Here is a 19,149-nt window from a genome sequence, read left to right on the forward strand (position 1 = left end):
AACGCCCCGGTCCGACGATTGCCGTGACTACACCCGTTCAATGATCTTCTCCCCAAACAAGCCCTGCGGACGGAACACGAGGAAAATCAGCGCCAACATATAGGCAAACCAGTTCTCAGTCGCACCACCCAAAAAGGGCGCACCGATCAGGAATTCGAACAGTTTCTCACCCACACCGATGATCAAACCGCCCACAATGGCACCGGGGATCGAGGTGAACCCGCCCAGCATCAACACTGGCAGCGCCTTTAGCGCGATCAGCGACAGGGAAAACTGCACACCCGATTTCGTGCCCCACATGATACCCGCCACAAGGGCAACAAACCCGGCCAGCGACCATACAAGTATCCAGATAAAGTTCAGCGACACACCGACCGACAACGCCGCCTGATGGTCATCCGCCACAGCCCGCATTGCGCGACCCTGCTTGGTGTATTGTGCAAACATCACCAAACCGATGACCAGCAACGCCGCGATGATGCTCGCTACGATATCAAGGTTATCGATAAAGAATCCGTAGCCGAGGAACTCGAACGTGGTCTCGTCGATCCATGTGTTGATGCCTTGCGGCAGGCCCACATCCATCGATTTGATGTCAGACCCCCACATCAGATCGCCAACACCTTCAAGGAAATACGCCAAACCGATGGTCGCCATGAACAGGATAATCGGCTCTTGCCCGACCAGATGGCGAAACACAAACCGCTGCACGGCATAGGCCAGCGCGATCATCACCACCATTGTCAGCAAAATCGCCAGAAACGCCGGAACGTTCCAACCAAAGTGATGCACATCGGTGCCAAATATGGCGTTGATCAAGTGGCTAAACGGCACCTGACCGTCAATGATACCGGCCAAGGTCAAGGCCGCGAAAAGCGCCATAACCCCTTGGGCATAGTTGAAAATACCGGATGCTTTATAAATCAGAACAAAGCCCAATGCGACAAGCGCATAAAGCACCCCCGCCATCAAACCGTTCGCGGTTACCTCTAGGGCAAATGCCAGTTGCTCAGGCATATCAGACCCTCCAATTCGCAAAATTTAGGTCAAAATCAGTCATCATGTGCGACCCCCAAATAGGCGTCGATGACGTCTTGGTTGTTGCGCACGTCATGCGGTGTGCCGTCGCCGATTTTCTTACCGTAATCCATGACGACGACCCGGTCGCTCAGGTCCATGACCACGCCCATGTCGTGTTCGATCAGAACAATCGTCGTGCCGAATTCGTCGTTCACGTCCAGAATAAAGCGGCTCATGTCCTCTTTTTCCTCGACGTTCATGCCTGCCATCGGTTCATCCAACAGCAAGATCGACGGCTCGGCGGCCAAGGCACGGGCCAGCTCGACCCGTTTCTTCAAGCCATAGGACAGGCGCGAAACCGGCGTCTTGCGGATCGCCTGAATCTCAAGGAAATCGATGATTTTCTCGGCGACTTCGCGGTTCGCGGTCTCTTCGCGCTCCGCTTTGCCCTTCCAAAGGGACTGCCAGAACAGGCCAGTTTCCATATGGGTCAAACGGCCGGTCATGACGTTATCAAGAACGCTCATCCCCTCGAACAAGGCGATGTTTTGAAACGTACGGGCAATGCCCTGCTGTGCGACCTGGAACGGTTTCATCGGTGCGCGACGCGCGCCTTTGTACCAAACTTCGCCATCCTGCGGGACGTAGAACCCACTGATCACGTTCAGCATCGAGGATTTCCCCGCGCCGTTCGGTCCGATGATTGCGCGAATTTCGCCTTCGCGAATATCCAGCGAAATGTCCTTGATCGCCTCCACACCGCCGAACCGCAGGGTGATGTTTTTCATCTCCATCACCACCGGGCCGATCTGGCGACCATCCGCTGTGACGTAGCCGTCAGCCTGATCCTTCATGCTACACCCTCTTTCCAAATGGTCTTAAAATCCACTGCGCAACCCCTGCGCCCGAACGCGCCGCTCATGATGTTCATGCTGCGGCCTTCTTGCGATTGTCTGCGAATACTTTGGCATCGCGCACTTCCAATGTGGCCGCAATCGACCCCTTGCGCCCGTCCTCATAGGTCACTTCCGTGACCGTGCTGACGGACGGTGATCCATCATAAAGTGCGTTGATGATGTCTTCGAACTTTTCGCCAATCACCTTGCGGCGCACTTTGCGTGTGCGGGTCAGTTCGCCGTCATCAGCGTCCAGTTCCTTGTGCAGCACAACAAAGCGGTGCACCTGACAGCCCGACAGCATCTCGTCTTCGGCGATGGATGCGTTGACCTCTTCCACATGGCTTTGGATCTGATCCATCACCTGCGGATGCCGCGCCAGTTCCTGGTAGGACGCATAGCCGATATTGTTGCGTTCAGCCCAGTTACCCACCGCCGTCAGGTCGATGTTGATGAAGGCCGTGCATTCGTTGCGACCATTGCCAAAGACCACCGCCTCAAGAATATTCGGAAAGAACTTGAGCTTGTTTTCAACGTATTTCGGTGCAAACAGGCTGCCATCGGCCATCTTGCCAACGTCCTTGGCACGGTCGATGATGCGCAGGTGGCCTGTGCTTTCCTCGATAAAGCCCGCGTCGCCCGTGGCGACCCAGCCTTCGGCATCTTTAGTATCAGCCGTGCTTTCGGGGTTTTTGTAATATTCAACGAAAACACCGGGGCTGCGGTAAAACACCTCGCCATTGTCGGCGATCTTCAGCTCGACACCCGGGCAGGTCACGCCAACCGTGTCACTGCGCACTTCGCCATCTGGCTGCGCGGTGATGAACACGGTCGCTTCGGTTTGGCCATAAAGCTGCTTCAGGTTGATCCCAAGCGAGCGGTAGAAATCGAAAATCTCGGGGCCGATTGCCTCGCCCGCCGTATAGCCCACGCGCACGCGGCTAAGGCCAAGCGTGTTTTTCAGCGGGCCATAGATCATCAACTCGCCCAGACCGTATTTCAAACGGTCCATCAAACCGACGGGTTTGCCATCCAGAATGTCCGGGCCAACTTTGCGGGCGACCTTCATGAAACGGTCAAACAGCCATTTCTTGAAACGGCTCGCGTCCTCCATCCGGATCATCACGCTGGTCAGCTGCGTTTCAAAAACCCGCGGCGGGGCAAAGTAATAGGTCGGGCCGATTTCGCGCAGATCGACATGCATCGTATCAGCGGATTCGGGGCAGTTGGTGCAGAACCCGGTCCACATCGCCTGACCCACGGAAAAGATGAAATCGCCAACCCAAGCCATCGGCAGATAGGCAAGGATGTCATCGGTCTGACGCAGCTTGTCGAATTCAGAGGACGACTTGGCCGTCTCGATGATATTGCGGTTGCTTAGCACAACGCCCTTGGGCTTGCCCGTGGTGCCCGAGGTATACAGCATCACGCCGGTGCTGTCGTAATTCAGCTTGGCCTGACGCGCCTTAAGCTCTTTGATATGTTTGTCACGCGCCTTGCGGCCCATGTCTTGCACGGCAACGTATTGGTTCAATGCGCCGTGGTCATATTTACGCAAACCGCGTGGATCTAGATAGATGATGCGTTCGAATTGGGTCAGCTTGTCTTGGACCTCAAGCACCTTATCGACCTGCTCTTGATCACCCGCCACGACAAACCGCGCGCCACAGTGATCCAGCACATAGGCCATTTCTTCGGCGTTGGCGTCTTGGTACAGCGGCACCGGCACGGCCCCGACCATCTCGGCAGCCATCATCGCCCAATATAGATAGGGGCGGTTACGGCCGATGATGGCGATGAAATCGCCTTCCTTGGCACCCAGCTCAAGCAAGCCAAGGGCAAGCGCTTCGACCTCGTCGCGCGTTTGCGACCAGGTCCAGCTTTGCCAAATACCAAATTCCTTTTCGCGATACGCAGGCGCGTTCGCGAATTGCTCTGCATTGCGATGCAGCAACGCCGGAACGGACTGCGGTCCGTCGGCGCTTACAAGCTTGTAAGCCAAATATCTTCCTCCCAAGTCCTGCTCTTTATCGGCAGGTCGATCGCTGGTGCGATTCTGATGTCGTACCATGATGTTGATCGCAGTCTGTGCGTCAACTTATTCTTAATGATTTCTCAATCCTTACGAATTGTTACAGGGTTCATTTTGCCTGCGCGGGCTTTGCGCAGCCCCAAGGATGGTGATAGCCATTGACCGACGAAAGGGGGATCAGATGCAGTTCAACGACACGCAAACAAGCGCGATGACCGCTGCCGGGCTGAACCTGATCGCCCAAGCGTTAACCATTTACGACGCGGATTTAAGGCTGGTCCTGTGCAATGCGCCGTTCCAGCAAATGTTCAATCTGCCGTCCGCGTTTGTGACTCCCGGCGCGACGTTTCAGGAAACAATCACCCATCTGGCAAAGGCCGGTGAATACGGTGACGTGCCCGACGTCGACGCGTTTGTAGCGGAACGCGTTGTTCAGGCCCGCGCGTTTGAACCGCATTATATGGAACGCACCCGCGCCAATGGCCGCACCATTTCGGTCGAAGGATCACCCCTGCCCCAAGGCGGCTGGGTCACCGTCTATACCGATATTTCACGCACCAAGCAGCAAGAGGCGTTGCTGCGCGCCCGCTCCGACGCGCTGTCTGGGCAAGTGATCGCCCATGCCGAAGAACTGGCCGCGACCAACCGCGAACTGGCCGCGATGAACAGTGCGCTGGAAGAAGCCAAGCGCCAGTTGACCCTGTCAGAGGCGCGCACCCGTCTGACCACCGAAATGATGCCCGCACATATTGCGCATGTGGATGCCCAAGGCCGCTATACCTATTCCAACCGCCGCTTGTCGGCGGTGATGCCCGGACGGCCCACCGAACTGGTCGGACACACAATTCGCGAGATTTTGGGCCCCCAAGCCCACGATAGCATCACGCCGTCCTTGACCCAGGCCTATGCGGGCAAACAATCAATTGTCGAGTTTACGGACGAGGCAAGCGCCCGCCGTATCCGTGGTGCCTTCACCCCCGATCACAACGGCGGCGTCTATATTCTGTCGATGGATGTAACCGAAGAAACGCAAAACCGGACCGCCCTGCAACAGACACGGCGGCGCGAATCCGCAGCGCAGGTTATTTCCGGCCTCGCGCATGATTTCTCGAACTTGCTGACGATCATTCTGGGGCTGCAATCCCGGCTGGGCCGTCTTGAGGCCTTGCCCGCCGCCGCCGCCCCCCTGATCGAAGGCACCTTGGCTGCCGCACGGCGTGGCGGTGCCTTGCTCAGCACGATTGCAGATATGACCGGGGCCCGTCCGCTGCGCCCTACGGCCACAATGATCGACAGCATGCTGTCCGACCTCAGCCTGCTGGCCAAACCCACCCTGCCCAAAGCCGTTGAATTGCACATCAACAACCAAATGCCCGATCACCCAGTGCTGCTGGACAGCGGATTGGTGCAAGACGGGTTGCTGAACCTGATCCTGAACGCCCGCGACGCCTGCGGTATGGCGGGTGTGATCACGCTTGAGGTTCGGCTGGTCCATGACACTTGGGTCGAATTCATCCTTCGGGATGACGGGCCGGGGTTTTCCGCCTCCGCACTGGAACATGGCTTTGCGCCCTTTTTCACCACCAAAGGGGCCGAAGGGTCCGGCCTTGGGCTACCTATGGTCTATGATATGACGAAATCAGCCGGGGGCGATTTGCGGCTGTCGAACACACCCAAGGGCGCGCAAGTTACCATGCGGCTGCCCTACCGTATTGCCGTGCCTGCGACGACAGGTTTGGTGCTGCTTGTCGAAGATGCCGACGATCTGCGCGCCTTGGTGCGTGATATGCTGATGGGCATGGGCCACTCCGTGATCGAGGCATCCAGCGCGGACGAAGCGACCGCCCTGCTTGCCGATTTGCCCGATATATCGCTGGTGCTGTCCGACATCCAACTGATGGGAGAGGCCACCGGCCTTGATCTGGCACAACGCTTGGGGCCTGATGCACCGCCCATGGTATTGATGACATCGCTGCCAGCAGATGACCCGTTGTTTCTAAAGGCGCAAACCCTTGCACCCGTCTTGCGCAAACCGTTTGATGTGAAAGATTTGACCGCGCTGATCACGCCCGAAGGAATGGCCGCCCAATGACCCGCCCCCTTGTCACCATTCTGGACGACGAACCAGAAATCCGCAGCCTGCTGGCCGATGTTCTGGAAGAGGCCGGTTTCGACACCCTCAGCTTTGGCCGCGCCCGCGCGTTCGAGGCGGCACTGGCAACCCATACGCCCGATGTTTGCCTTGTCGATCTGTCCCTGCCCGATACCGATGGGCTGACGCTGGTGCACCGCTTGGCGCTAGAGCGCGGCGCAATAGTCATCATTATCTCGGGCCGCGCGCAGGTTCAGGATCGCGTGACAGGACTTGAGCTTGGGGCCGACGATTATATCATCAAACCATTCGATCCGGCCGAGGTTGTCGCGCGCATCCGCGCCCGCATGCGCAGCGTCAAACCCGCGACGAAAACCGGAAACGTTGCCACTTTCAACGGCTGGACCGCCCATTTCGAACGCTATACGCTGGAAGACGAGGCCGGTACCGAAACCACATTCTCTCACGCCGAAGGCGAGGTTTTGCGCCTGTTTCTGGACGCGCCCAAGCGCCTGATCAGCCGCGCGCAGATGCAATCCAGCCTTGGCGGCGTCGCTTCAGAAAGCTTTGATCGCGCCATGGATGTCCGCATTTCCCGCCTGCGCACCAAGCTGCGCGAAGACCCCAAAAACCCGCAACTGATCAAAACAATTTACGGTGCCGGGTACATCTTTTTAGGTGACGTGACATGGACCTGACCCCCTATCAAATGGGTCCTGATGATCCGGCCTTGGCCGATCTGCTGACCCTCATGCAAGACTGCTTTGCCTATATGGAAGGGCAGATCGACCCGCCCAGTTCTCTTGGAACAGTCACCCAAAGCGCCTTGCAAAAAACCGCATCCGAGGCCGAGATTTGGTGCATCGGCACCCCGCCCATTGCCTGCATGGTCCTGACACCCAAACGCAGCAGCCTGTATCTGGGCAAGGTCTGTGTCGCACCAACCCACCAACGTCTTGGCCTCGCGCGCCACCTGATTGATCTCGCAACAGGCCGCGCCCGCGATATGCGGCTCACCACGCTAGAGCTTCAGACGCGGGTCGAATTGATGGACAATCACGCGACCTTCAAGGCGCTAGGGTTCCGCGAACACGCCCGCACAGCGCATCCCGGTTATGATCACCCGACCAGCATCACCATGCGTAAACCTGTCGCCTAACCGCCCAAGACATTACAATTTTTCGTTGCCTTATACGCGACATGACAGCTAGATTCACAAGATGATCGAATGCCTTCTTTACCGGAACAGCACCGCACAACGACGGTTGTTCTACCGCGTTGAAATCGCGATGAACCTGTTCAGCGAAGTATCCGTAATGCGTGAATGGGGATTGGCCGGTGGGCGGCCCAAAGCCGTTGTGCAATGTTTTAGCAACCTACGCGAAGCATCCCGCGCCGCAGACCGTCACCGAAACCGCGCCGAACGGCGCGGCTATCTTCGCGCCTGATCACTGCAGCTTTCGCAAACCCATAAAACCCCACATCTTCTCTGGCTCTAAAATATCCTAGGGAGTTTGAGGGACAACGTCCCTCATCCCCAAAGTGGATCGCATGTGCCCGAAGGGCACTCAATCAGACGACGCTCTATTCGGCCGCAACGGCCCCCGCGATCCCCTCAACTTTCACAGCCGAGTATTTGAACTCAGGGATTTTCCCATAAGGATCCACAGCCGGGTTCGTCAGAATATTTGCCGCCGCTTCAACATAAGCAAAGGGCAAAAACACCATGTCAGGCGACACCGCACGATCCTCGCGGGCCATAATCTCGATCGCCCCGCGCTTTGTCGACAAACGCACATATTCGCCGGGGGCCACCCCAAGCTTGCGCAAGGTGGATGGATGCAGGGAACAGTTCGCCTCAGGTTCCAGCCCGTCCAATACATGCGACCGACGGGTCATTGATCCGGTGTGCCAATGCTCCAACTGACGCCCAGTTGTCAGGATCATCGGATAGTCCTCATCCGGCACATCATCGGGGGCAATGATGCTTGCCGGTGTGAAACGTGCCCGTCCGTCTTGGCGCGGGAAACCATCGCCAAACACAATATCCTGACCCGGGTCCACCGGGCTCAGCGACGGATAGGTCACCGCGCCCTCTGTCTCCAACCGGTCCCATGTAATATTGTTCAGCGATGTCATGTTCAGCTTCATTTCTGCAAACACCTCGCTGGGGTGCGTATAGGTCCAGTCCAGCCCCAACCGTTTGGCCAATTCAACCTCGATCCACCAATCTTCTTTGGCCTCACCGGGCGGTGCCACGGCGGTACGTCCCATTTGCACCTGACGGTTGGTGTTCGTCACCGTTCCCGTCTTCTCGGCAAAGGCCGATGCAGGCAAAATCACATCCGCGAAATTGGCGGTTTCCGTCAGGAAAATATCCTGCACCACCAGATGATCCAGCTGGGCCAAGGCATCGCGGGCGTGGTCCACATCCGGGTCCGACATCGCGGGGTTCTCGCCCAGCACATACAGGCTGCGGATGTCACCATCATGGATCGCATCCATGATCTCGATCACCGTCAGGCCCTTTTTATTGCTAAAATCACCACTTTTCCAAACCTCGGTAAAGGCTGACCGCACACCATCATCCGAAACCGGCTGATAATCCGGCAAGAACATCGGGATCAAACCCGCGTCCGACGCCCCTTGCACGTTGTTTTGCCCGCGCAGGGGATGCAAACCCGCACCCGGCCGCCCAATTTGCCCTGTCATCAACGCAAGGCTGATCAAACAACGCGAATTATCCGTCCCATGAATATGCTGCGACACACCCATTCCCCAGAAAATCATCGCGGCGTTGGCTCCGGCAAAGGTCCGTGCCACATCGCGCAAGACCTCGGCCTCAATGCCGCAAATCTTGGCCATTTTTTCGGGGGTAAAGGTCTTAAGATGCGCCTTCTCGATTTCCCAATTCTCGGTGTAGGCTTCGATATATTGCTGATCAAACAGCTTCTCTTCAACGATCACATGCATGATTGCATTCAACATCGACACGTCGGTACCTGGGCGGAATTGCAGCATATGCGAAGCATGCCGCTTCAACGCTTGACCGCGCGGGTCCATCACGATCAGCTTGCCACCGCGCTTTGCGAATTGCTTGAAAAACGTGGCCGCGACCGGGTGGTTCTCCGTCGGGTTTGCCCCGATCACAATCGCCACATCAGCGTTTTCGATCTGGTTAAACGTCGCCGTAACGGCCCCCGATCCAACATTTTCCATCAGCGCCGCAACCGATGACGCATGGCACAGCCGCGTACAGTGATCGACGTTGTTGTGACCGAACCCTTGGCGGATGATCTTTTGGAACAGATAGGCTTCCTCGTTGGTGCATTTGGCCGACCCGAACCCAGCAACACCGCGCCCGCCGATCTTTTTCATGCCATTGGCGGCAAAATCCAACGCCTCGTCCCATGACGCCTCGCGAAAATGCGTGTGCCAATTGCCGGGGTCCACATTCAAACCCTTCGCTGGCGCATCATCGCGGCGGATCAATGGCTTGGTCAGCCGGTGCGGGTGGTGGATATAGTCAAACCCAAACCGCCCCTTTACGCACAAGCGGCCCTCGTTCGCCGGGCCGTTGATGCCTTCGACATATTTGATCTTGCCGTCTTTGACCTTCAGCGACACCTGACAGCCCACGCCACAGAACGGGCAAATGCTGTCGACTTCACTGTCGAAATCAGCGCGGTCCCCGACCTGATTGTCGTCAACCACCGTCGCCTCCATCAAGGCCCCCGTCGGACAAGCCTGCACACATTCGCCGCAAGCCACACAAGACGACGCCCCCATCGGGTCTGCCATATCAAAGGTAGGATAGCTGTCATGCCCTCGCCCCGACATACCGATCACGTCGTTCACCTGAACCTCGCGGCAGGCGCGGACACATAGGTTGCACTGGATACAGGCATCCAGATTGACCCGCATCGCCACATGGCTGTCATCCAACAGCGGAATGCGCCCCTCTTCCAACTTGGGAAAGCGGCTGGCCTCAACCCCTTCAAGCGCTGCCATATCCCACAAGTGGCTCGACTTATCATGGGCGACATCCTGCGGCGGCTGATCTGTCACCAGCAGCTCCATCACCATCTTGCGTGCATTCTCGGCGCGCGCATTGTTGGTGGTCACCACCATGCCTTCAGCAGGCTCGCGCAGGCACGATGCAGCCAAAACCCGCTCGCCCTCGATCTCGACCATACAGGCCCGGCAATTGCCGTCGGGGCGATAGCCCGGCTCTGGCGTATAACACAGATGCGGTATCTTCAGACCGCGCCCGTTCGCAACTTCCCAAATGGTCATCCCGGCCTCGGCCTCAACCTTTTCGCCGTCCAGCGTAAATGAAATTGTTTCAGCCATTTGGGGTTCCTCCTGCAACGCGCTTGCTTAGCATAGACCGCATCGAAAATCGACGGCAGTCACAATCCCGACGCCCCACCCCGATTTTGCGCCACGGTTGTTTCCGATACGCGTCCCCCCGCTTCTCTGGCTAAAAAATATCCTCGCCGAAGGCTCCGGCCCTTTCAACCGGTGCCAGCCTTCCCTATCAAAGCTGCAACAGCAAAAGGCGCATCAATGTCCCACATCACCCTTATCCGCCACGGCCAAGCCAATTCAGGTGCCACAGACGAGGCAGGCTATGACAAGCTTAGCCCGCTGGGTCACCAGCAAGCCGCATGGTTGGGCGACCATCTGCGCCATTCTCAGACACATCACACCCGGCTTTATACCGGAACCTTACGTCGCCACATTGAGACGGCCGAGGGGATGAACACCGCGCTGGAGCCCGTCCGCGACGCACGCCTGAACGAGCTTGAATACTTCACCCTAGCCACGATTATGGAACAGCAACACGGCGTGCCGATCCCTGAAGATCAGCACGGGTTCAGCACCCACCTGCCGCTGATATTCGAGACGTGGAAAAACGACGATCTCGAAAATCCTCCCGAAAGCTACGCCAGTTTTGAGAGCCGCATTCAATCGGTCCTTGAGGAAATCGCCGAAGGCGACGGGCCCGCGCTTGTGGTAACATCAGGTGGCCTGATCTCGATGGCGATGGCGCAGGCGATGGGGCTGGGGCTGCCGGCGATGTCACGCATGGCCTTGGCCATCATGAACACCTCAATGCATCGGCTTTTCCCGATTGGGGGCCACTGGTCGCCGGTGCTGTTCAACGCGGTGCCGCATCTCGACACGCCAGACCGGCGCACCGCGCAAACCCATATTTGAAAGGTCACGCAATGCTAAAACTCTATTATGCGCCGGGCACGATTTCGATTGCCGTTGCCCTTACGCTGGAGGAAGCAGGGCTGCCTTATGAGGCGGTAAAGGTCGATTTCAAATCGGCCGAGCAAACGGGGCCCGATTATCTGGCGATCAATGCCAAGGGGCGCGTGCCCGCATTGGTGCTTTCAGATGGCACGGTCCTGACCGAAACCGGGGCGTTGCTGGAGTATATCGCGGATGTGGCCCCGTCAGCAGGGCTGATCCCAACGGACCCCGCCCTTGCCGCGCATATGCGCAGCGCAATGTATTATCTGGCCTCGACGATGCATGTCGCCCATGCCCATAAAATGCGCGGGTCCAGATGGGCCAGCCAGCAATCCAGCTTTGACGATATGACAGCGATGGTCCCCCAGACCATGGCCGCCTGCGCAACATATGTGGAAACGCACCTGCTGCGCGGTGACAGCGTATTGGGGCAAAGCTTCAGTATCGCCGATCCCTATCTGTTCGTGGTCTGCACCTGGCTGGAAGGCGACGGTGTTAGCATCGCAGACTACCCAAAAATTCAAAACTTCATGACAAATATGGAGGCGCGGCAAAGCGTCAAAACCATCCGTGAAAAGGCCATGCTATGACAAAAACGCATCTGTGGGTCCGCGCCGAACAGCGCGACAATGAAACCCGTGTTGGTATCACGCCCGAAGGCGCGGCAAGTCTCCTAGAACGCGGCTTTGAGGTCACGGTTGAAGCATCAGATACCCGCGTGATCCCTACGCAAGCCTATGCGCAGGTCGGGTGCACAATTGCACCGCAGTTCAGCTGGCCTGACGCGCCATCCGACGCGATCATCTTTGGCCTTAAAGAGCTGCCCGCCGACGGCCATCCGCTGACACATCGGCACATCATGTTCGGCCATGCCTACAAGGAGCAATCTGCAGGCCGTATCCTGCTTGAGCGTTTCAAAGCCGGCGGTGGCACCTTGTATGATCTTGAATACCTGACCAATGATGACGGCCGCCGCGTCGCCGCGTTTGGATATTGGGCGGGTTTTGCCGGGGCTGCTGTTGCCGTGAAATGCTGGGCCGCGCAGGCACGTGGCGAAGGCGCCGCACCCATTACCCCATCGGCCAATGCGGATGAGCTGACCCAGGAATTACGCACAGCGCTTGCACCGTTAGATACGGACCATCTGGACGCGTTGGTGATCGGCGCGCTTGGCCGGGTCGGCACCGGTGCCTCCGATCTATGCAAGCGGTTGGATATTCCTGTGACCGGTTGGGATATGGCGGAAACTGCCAGTGGCGGGCCTTTTCCAGAAATCCTGAACCATACGCTGTTCTTTAACTGTATCCTTGCCGGTCCGAACACGCCGGTCTTTGTTCCAAAATCAGCGCTCACCGCCGAAAGACAGCTGCGCGTGGTCGGGGATATCGCCTGTGATCCCGACAGCACGTTCAATCCGGTGCCGATCTATAGCGAAGCAACCAGCTGGGAAGCCCCTGCCCTGCGGGTTCATGAAAACCCGCCATTGGACGTCACCGCGATTGATAACCTACCCTCAATGCTGCCCTTGGAAAGCTCTGAGGATTACGCCGCGCAACTGCTTCCCACGTTGCAGGGGCTTGGGGAGAACACAGCGGTTTGGCAGCGGGCGAAGCGGCTTTTCAATGAGCATCTTTTGGATATTTAAGAGCCAGAGAAGCAAGGGATCTGCAAAAGATATAGCGTCGTCGCGAGACGACAGCGTTGGATTGGTCTAACCGAACAGGCGGAAGTACAGCGCGTCCGGCAGCAGCCTTGAAAAGCGGAACAGCAGCGAGAATGCGAAGGGGAAGCTTTTCTTGAACCGGTCGCTGTTCATGTGATCAAAGGTCTGTTGCGCGGCGTCTTCTGGTGTCATCAGGAACGGCATCTTGAAGTCGTTTTTATCTGTCAGTTGCGTTTTTATGAAGCCCGGGTTGATCACCTGTACCTGAACGCCGGTCTTGCGCAGGTCTGCGTACATGCATTCCGCCAGCGACATCGTTCCCGCTTTGGATGCCGTATATCCGATTGATTTTGGCAAACCGCGAAATGCGGTGAGGCTTGATGTGATGACGATGTGACCGGCATTTTTCTGAACCATACCGGGAACGACTTCGCCCATCACCCGGACGAGGCCGGTCAAATTGACGTCGATCATTGTTGTCGCGTGGTCTGCTTCCCATTCTTGCGCGCCGAACGGCCAATAGGCACCGGCCAGATACACGATGCCATCGACATCACCCACGTTTCGGACGGCGGCGCGGACGCTGTCGATATCTTGCACATCCATGGTCTCAAAACTGGCTTTGCCCGGTAGCGCTTTGACCAGCTCGGCAAGTTTGTCCTCTGACCGCGCAGATACGATCACCTCGGCCCCGGCGCGGCTAAGCTTGTGGGCCAACGCCTCTCCCAGGCCCGCGCTTGCGCCGACCAGCCAGTACCGCTTGCCCTGCCACGATTTCATTGCGGTTCCCTTTTGCGAATGGTCGCGACCAGTTCTGCGACTTTGAACCCGAACTTGCGGAACTGGCTTCGGTTGATCAGCGTCCCTTCGGGCGTCAGGTATATCCAATCGACTGTCTGCAACGTATGCCCGCCCACGTCTTCGGGCAGTGTGATCGGATACCGGATTTGTATCGTCGCCCCTGAGTTACACCCCTTGCCGACACCGGGCACATCGGGTGCTGTCGCGGTAAAGTTTCCGTCGTCGCCCATTTGAATGGTCCAAACGCGATCTTGGGTGGATTTGTCATCATAGGTAAAATGTTCATTGATCGTCGCGATATCGCCGTCCCAGTGCACATTGAAATCCGCGACGAAGGTGCTGGTGACCCGCCCCATCGGGCCAAAGATCACACCTTCGCAAACCATCTCTCCGTCCAGATCTTTGCGCATGTCCAGCACGTTCAGATCGTCGGCGTAATCCTCGGGCCCCTGTGCGGGAAAACCGGCAATGAAGTGGCGAGCCAGCATGACGCACATGACGCATCCGGCACCGATCAAGAAGAATACCAAATCCATTACCTCTTGCCCTTTTCAAGTTCGGTTCCGGCCAACAGCCCAATTGCAAGCAGCTTGAGGATGCAGGGAAGCCCTGCATAAAGCCAGATTAATGTCCTAATGGCCGATTGTGAATGAACTGTGGCATCGCTGCTAAATCCGGACATCTGCAGTATTGGAAGTAGCGTCACAGCGGCAAAAGCAAGTGTGAATTTCGACACAAGGGACCAAAGTCCGAAACCTTCGGCCGCAGAGGGTGAAATTGCTGCCATCCGCGCGGCAAACATCGCGGGCAGCAGCGTCAGATCAGCACCAAGCGCCGCACCAGAGCCAATGCACACCAGTGCGAACAACGCAATATCGCCCGCGCTGAGGAACAATGCGCCCCCGAATGCCACGATCGCAAGCACCATTGCGGCCAGCAAAACCGGTTTTGGTCCATGCCGTTCGGCCAAAAAACCCCACAATGGAGCGGCGGCGGCAGCGGCCAGAAAGAACAGCAGCAACAGCGGACCCTCCCAGCCGGGCGCTTGCAAGGCGCTTTCCACGTAGAACAGGAATAAGGTCGAGGATACCGCCACGGGTGCGGCGTTCAAAAGCGCGATCAGCAACAGCATTCGGGCAACGGGGTCGCGCAGAACAATGGCAAAACCCGGCGCTGCTGGCGCATCAACCTGTTGCCATTCGTTGCGCATCATCACGACCGACGCCAATGCCAGCACGGCAAACCCGACGGCAAAGCCCGCAAAGGGCGCACCCATAAATGCGCCCAACCCCACGGGTGCGACAGAGGCCGCGCAAACACCCAGCAAACCACCGGTTTCACGCCACCGCGCCAACGACAGATGCCCCGCGCCGGGCAGGGATGCAGCTTTGGCCACACCTTGGGCATAGGAACAGATCATCAGAAAGCTGAAGGACGAAAACACACCTGTCAGGGTTACCGCGAACCATGCCAGCGGCGGCAGCGGCGGGGACACCGCGAACAGCGCGTACATCGACACGGCCATCAGGCCGCTCGCAATGGCGACCGCCACTCCGCGATGGTCCCTAAGCCGTTCAGAGAGCCGCCCGAGCAAGGGGTCCTGGACCACATCCAACAGCCGCAAACCAAATAAAACAGAGCCCAACGCCGCGAGAGACACCCCGTATTCGTCAACAAAAAACTTCGGCGCATGAATATAGATCGGCAGCCCCGCTGATGCCAAAAGCGCCGCGAACAGCGCATAGGCTGGCAAGTTATGCGGGGCGGCTTGCGTCAACGTGATACGTCCTGCCGGGGCGGCTCGGGGCGTGGTCTGTATCCGCCGCCCTTCCACCACAGCTTGACCGCTTGCCAGTGGATCAACGCCAACACACGCCGCGCGCCAAAGGGTCTGCGAAGCAGTGACCACATGATGCCCGCATTGGTCAGACGATTGCGCTTGCCGGTCAGCGTCGCGATCAGCCCGCCCTCGGACTGCGTGTAATCAATCCAGATGCCCACACGGTCGTCGCGGATGTCAAAGCGAAAGACATAACTCCCCTCGACCGGTTGAAACGGCGACACGTGAAAAACCTTGGTCGCGTGCAGATGATCATCAGGTTTAATTTCAGACAGGTCGTCGTGATGGCAAAGATAGCTGTGCCGGTCGCCAAATGTATTCGACACCTCGGCAATCACTGTGATCAGTGCGCCATCTTGCCTGTGGCACAGCCAAAAGCTGACGGGGTTGAATACATGCCCCAGAATACGCGGCTGGGCCAATAGTTCGATCTTGGTGACACCCGTGATTTGATGCTGCGCCAGGACATCGCGCACCCATGCAGCACCGCGCCCTGCGCCCTTATCCCCGCCATGGTCGATGTCTTGCAACGACGTTACCCCACGGCCATTTCGAGAAAACAACAGCGGCGTTTCTAGCAGCGCATCAGCATCGACCAAAACATAGTCCACCGAATAGCGAAATGCGTTTTCAACGCTGCCTTTGCGCCCGTGATAGGTGACCCCTGCTATATGATCGACGCCAGCCGTCACTCTGCCGCCAGCGGCACCTGGATATCACCCCGGATCGCGCGCACCACGTCGACCGCGCTAGAGAGACCATCCTCGTGGAAGCCGTTTTTCATCCATGCCCCGCAGAACCAAGTATTGTTGGACCCGTTAAATTCACGCACCTGTTCTTGGGCGTTCAGCGCTGCCATATCATAAACAGGATGGCGCAGGGTGACTTGATCATAGATCAGCTCCTCGCGGATCGGCCGTTTGGTATTCAGGGTCACAAAATGCAAATCATCCATGGGAATGGGTTGCAGTGAATTCATCCAATAAGTCAGGTCAATCCGGTCAGACTGCTGGCCCTTATCCTCGCAATAGACCCACGATGCCCATGTCTTACGGCGCTTGGGCATGATGCTGGTATCTGCATGCAGCACGATATCATTCGGTTGGTATTTGACCGCCCCCAAGGCCGCCTGTTCCTGCGCGCTTGGATCGGACAACAAGGCCAATGTGTCGTCGGAATGGGTTGCGAATACCACCTCGTCAAAAGCTTCCCAATCGCCACCGTTCGATTTCACCTCGACCCCGGCGGGCGTGCGGCGCACGGACTGCACGGCGGCGCTTAGACGGATATCAACGCCCTTCGCACCCAGTGACGTGCCCAAGCGGCTAACATATTCCTGCGACCCGCCCTTGACCGTATACCATTGGTGCTGGCCTGTATGGCTTAGCAGAGCGTGGTTTTCGAAAAAGTCGATCATCGAATATGCTGGGAAATCCATGATCTTTTCAACCGGCGTTGACCAGATCGCGCCCGACAATGGCGACAGATAATATTTGCGGAAATACTCGCCCGCGCCCAGCGAGTTTAGAAAACCTGCGATGGTCAGCGTCCGGTCTTTGGCGATTGTGGTGGCGGTATTATTGAACCGCAAAATATCGCTAAGCATGCGCAGGAATTTCGGGTTCGCCAGATTGCGCCGCTGCGCAAAGATCGAATCCATGGTCATCAACGCATATTCCAACCGCCCGCCGTCAATCGACGCGCCAAAGCTCATGTTGGATTTCACGACCGGCACATCCAGTTCGTCAAACAGTGCGGCCAGATGCGGATAATTGGCATAGTTGAAAACGATAAAACCGGTATCGACGGGTTGATCGCCATTTTTGCCAGCCATCTTGGTGCGGGCATGGCCGCCCAGCCGTGCTTCGGCCTCAAAGATGGTGACGTGATGATCGTCTGCCAACATATGCGCGGCCCCCATCCCGGAAATCCCGGCACCGATAACAGCGATTTTACGTGGGCCTGTCAGCATGCCGTGGCGTGGCGGGTCGATGGCTTCAAACGGCATGATGGGGCAAAATCCAATATATTAGGTAACGTGCATGTAGTTCGAAAAAGACCAAGGCCAACACATAAATGAATTGCTGATCAATTATATTGACGGGTGTCCTTATGATGGGGCCAGCACAAAGCTAGGGCGTGCCATCGTGACCGGGCTTGGCCAGTGGCACAATCGTGCTGTCTTGGTCGGAAACTTCTTCAAAATCAAAGTTGTCCAAGCGGGCAGCACGCTTGCCAGCACGTTCCGCGGCTGTTCCCAACCCTTCTAGATCGGCCCGCGCTTGCCCGAAATGAGTGTTCAGCTTGCCCACACGTTCCACGACAATTTCGACATCGCGGTGCAGCATTTTCAACGTTTTGCGAATGGCACCGGCCTGTTCACGCATACGCGCGTCCTTCAGAATGGCGCGCATGGTGTTCAGCGTGGCCATGCAGGTGGTCGGCGACACGATCCAGACCCGCGCGGCAAAGCCCTCGCGCACCAGTTCTGGGAAATTCGCGTGCAGCTCGGCATAGACAGCCTCGGACGGCAGGAACATCAGCGCGCCATCTGCCGTTTCGCCTTCGATGATATACTTGCTGCTGATCGCGTTGATGTGCGCTTTGACAGCGACCCGCATGGCGCGCGCCGCGTCTTTGACCTCGTAATCCGACTTGGCCTTGCGCAGCGCCTCATAGGCTTCCAACGGGAATTTGCTGTCGATCACGATGGGGCCCGGCGGGTTCGGCAGATGGATTAAACAATCGGCGCGCTTGCCCGAGGAAAGCGTCGCTTGCATCGTATAGCTGTCGCTTGGCAAGGCCTTGGACACGATGTCATTCAGCTGGATTTCCCCGAATGCGCCGCGCGTCTGCTTGTTGCTCAGGATGTCTTGGAGAGACAGCACATCGCCAGAAAGTTTGGTGATGTTGTCCTGCGCCTTGTCAATCGCCGCCAGCCGTTCTTGCAGCTGGGTCAGACTGGTTGTGGTTTGCTTGGATGACCCGTGCAGGGTTTCTGTCATGCGTTCCTGCATTTCGGCCAGACTGCGGGCCGACCGCGCAGCGTTTTCGGCCAGCCGGTCCTGCATCTGCTGCTGAACATGGGCCATCCGCGCCTCGATGCTTTGTACCATCTGGGTTTGCGCATTGGCCTGCGTGTCGGACACGGTTTGCAGGCCACCGCGCAATTGTTCCTGCCCCATGCCAAGCTGCTGCACATGGCCACCCATGACCTGCATCTGCCGCGCTAGGGGCTCGACCATCCGCGCCGATCTACCCGCCGCGCGTACCGCCATGATCAATAGGATCACGACCAAGAGTACGAGCACCGCCGCCCCGACCCCGATCAAAACGCGCGGATCATCCAACGCATAGCTTTGCCCGCCGACCTGGATCACCTGACAGTTCTAACCCCAAGTATATCAACAAGCGTTTTGTTGATCGGTTCGGGCATCGGTAAGCGAGTATGGTCAATACTATCCATTCTGGCTGCGAACACTTCAACGTTCACATTTCTCCCATCTACCAACAGTTCCGTGGAAATGTTCCGTCCAGTTC

The 19,149-nt window shown here is 57.5% G+C and carries 17 protein-coding genes; 7 read left to right on the top strand and 10 right to left on the bottom strand.

Features of this window, described 5'->3' with window-relative positions; genetic code table 11:
- Nucleotides 1-27: 27 nt before the first annotated feature.
- The 3 genes from WNY39_RS07560 to WNY39_RS07570 all read right to left on the bottom strand — a co-directional run bounded on the left by WNY39_RS07560 (nt 28) and on the right by WNY39_RS07570 (nt 3,918).
- Nucleotides 28-1,017 carry a branched-chain amino acid ABC transporter permease gene (locus tag WNY39_RS07560; RefSeq protein ID WP_342844973.1) on the bottom strand — a complete coding sequence of 330 codons (990 nt, stop codon included), beginning with the start codon at nt 1,015-1,017 and terminating at the stop codon, nt 28-30.
- A 35-nt stretch (nt 1,018-1,052) separates the two neighbouring features.
- Nucleotides 1,053-1,874, bottom strand: a complete 822-nt coding sequence (locus WNY39_RS07565; protein ID WP_219580385.1) for an ABC transporter ATP-binding protein — start codon at nt 1,872-1,874, stop codon at nt 1,053-1,055.
- A 73-nt stretch (nt 1,875-1,947) separates the two neighbouring features.
- Nucleotides 1,948-3,918, bottom strand: a complete 1,971-nt coding sequence (locus tag WNY39_RS07570) for an AMP-binding protein (protein WP_342844974.1) — start codon at nt 3,916-3,918, stop codon at nt 1,948-1,950.
- A gap of 211 nt (nt 3,919-4,129) precedes the next feature.
- On the opposite strand from WNY39_RS07570, the gene WNY39_RS07575 reads away from it, so the two are divergent.
- The 4 genes from WNY39_RS07575 (at nt 4,130) to WNY39_RS07590 (ending at nt 7,488) form a co-directional block, all read left to right on the top strand.
- Nucleotides 4,130-6,040: a PAS-domain containing protein gene (locus WNY39_RS07575; protein WP_342844976.1), complete on the top strand. Its 1,911-nt coding sequence runs from the start codon at nt 4,130-4,132 to the stop codon at nt 6,038-6,040.
- Nucleotides 6,037-6,738 carry a response regulator transcription factor gene (locus WNY39_RS07580; RefSeq protein ID WP_341232531.1) on the top strand — a complete coding sequence of 234 codons (702 nt, stop codon included), beginning with the start codon at nt 6,037-6,039 and terminating at the stop codon, nt 6,736-6,738. Before WNY39_RS07575 ends, WNY39_RS07580 begins: the two co-directional genes overlap by 4 nt.
- Complete coding sequence (locus WNY39_RS07585) at nt 6,729-7,199, top strand: GNAT family N-acetyltransferase (RefSeq protein WP_342844977.1); 471 nt, start codon at nt 6,729-6,731, stop codon at nt 7,197-7,199. The genes WNY39_RS07580 and WNY39_RS07585 overlap by 10 nt, the downstream gene beginning before the upstream one ends.
- A 61-nt stretch (nt 7,200-7,260) precedes the next feature.
- Nucleotides 7,261-7,488 (top strand): WGR domain-containing protein, encoded by a 228-nt coding sequence (locus tag WNY39_RS07590; protein ID WP_341232533.1) that lies wholly within the window; start codon nt 7,261-7,263, stop codon nt 7,486-7,488.
- A 136-nt stretch (nt 7,489-7,624) separates the two neighbouring features.
- Here WNY39_RS07590 and fdhF read toward each other — a convergent pair whose 3' ends face one another.
- The gene (gene fdhF / locus WNY39_RS07595) at nt 7,625-10,393 is read right to left on the bottom strand and encodes a formate dehydrogenase subunit alpha (RefSeq protein ID WP_342844978.1); all 2,769 of its coding nucleotides are present in this window, start codon (nt 10,391-10,393) and stop codon (nt 7,625-7,627) included.
- Between the two features lie 216 nt (nt 10,394-10,609).
- Between fdhF and WNY39_RS07600 the strand changes: the two genes are divergently transcribed.
- Genes WNY39_RS07600 through WNY39_RS07610 form a run of 3 tightly spaced genes read left to right on the top strand, consistent with a single transcriptional unit; the run spans nt 10,610 to nt 12,950 of the window.
- Nucleotides 10,610-11,263 carry a histidine phosphatase family protein gene (locus tag WNY39_RS07600; protein ID WP_342844979.1) on the top strand — a complete coding sequence of 218 codons (654 nt, stop codon included), beginning with the start codon at nt 10,610-10,612 and terminating at the stop codon, nt 11,261-11,263.
- An 11-nt stretch (nt 11,264-11,274) separates the two neighbouring features.
- Nucleotides 11,275-11,895, top strand: a complete 621-nt coding sequence (locus WNY39_RS07605) for a glutathione S-transferase family protein (protein WP_342844980.1) — start codon at nt 11,275-11,277, stop codon at nt 11,893-11,895.
- Complete coding sequence (locus WNY39_RS07610; protein ID WP_342844981.1) at nt 11,892-12,950, top strand: saccharopine dehydrogenase; 1,059 nt, start codon at nt 11,892-11,894, stop codon at nt 12,948-12,950. Before WNY39_RS07605 ends, WNY39_RS07610 begins: the two co-directional genes overlap by 4 nt.
- A 66-nt stretch (nt 12,951-13,016) precedes the next feature.
- On the opposite strand, the gene WNY39_RS07615 is transcribed toward WNY39_RS07610, so the two are convergent.
- From WNY39_RS07615 to rmuC, 6 genes are all read right to left on the bottom strand, one after another.
- Complete coding sequence (locus WNY39_RS07615) at nt 13,017-13,748, bottom strand: SDR family NAD(P)-dependent oxidoreductase (RefSeq protein ID WP_342844982.1); 732 nt, start codon at nt 13,746-13,748, stop codon at nt 13,017-13,019.
- Entirely contained in the window at nt 13,745-14,305 is a 561-nt protein-coding gene (locus WNY39_RS07620) for a DUF3833 family protein (protein ID WP_342844983.1), read from the bottom strand. The genes WNY39_RS07615 and WNY39_RS07620 overlap by 4 nt, the downstream gene beginning before the upstream one ends.
- Complete coding sequence (locus tag WNY39_RS07625; RefSeq protein WP_342844984.1) at nt 14,305-15,546, bottom strand: MFS transporter; 1,242 nt, start codon at nt 15,544-15,546, stop codon at nt 14,305-14,307. The genes WNY39_RS07620 and WNY39_RS07625 overlap by 1 nt, the downstream gene beginning before the upstream one ends.
- Nucleotides 15,543-16,301 carry a DUF1365 domain-containing protein gene (locus WNY39_RS07630; protein ID WP_342844986.1) on the bottom strand — a complete coding sequence of 253 codons (759 nt, stop codon included), beginning with the start codon at nt 16,299-16,301 and terminating at the stop codon, nt 15,543-15,545. The genes WNY39_RS07625 and WNY39_RS07630 overlap by 4 nt, the downstream gene beginning before the upstream one ends.
- On the bottom strand, nt 16,298-17,617 hold the full coding sequence (locus WNY39_RS07635; protein ID WP_342844987.1) for an FAD-dependent oxidoreductase: 1,320 nt from the start codon (nt 17,615-17,617) through the stop codon (nt 16,298-16,300). Before WNY39_RS07635 ends, WNY39_RS07630 begins: the two co-directional genes overlap by 4 nt.
- Before the next feature lie 124 nt (nt 17,618-17,741).
- A complete protein-coding gene (gene rmuC / locus WNY39_RS07640) occupies nt 17,742-18,989 on the bottom strand; it encodes a DNA recombination protein RmuC (protein ID WP_342844988.1) in 1,248 nt (415 codons plus the stop codon).
- Between the last annotated feature and the right edge of the window lie 160 nt (nt 18,990-19,149).

Source organism: Sulfitobacter sp. AS59 (genome assembly GCF_038899995.1).
GTDB lineage: Bacteria > Pseudomonadota > Alphaproteobacteria > Rhodobacterales > Rhodobacteraceae > Sulfitobacter.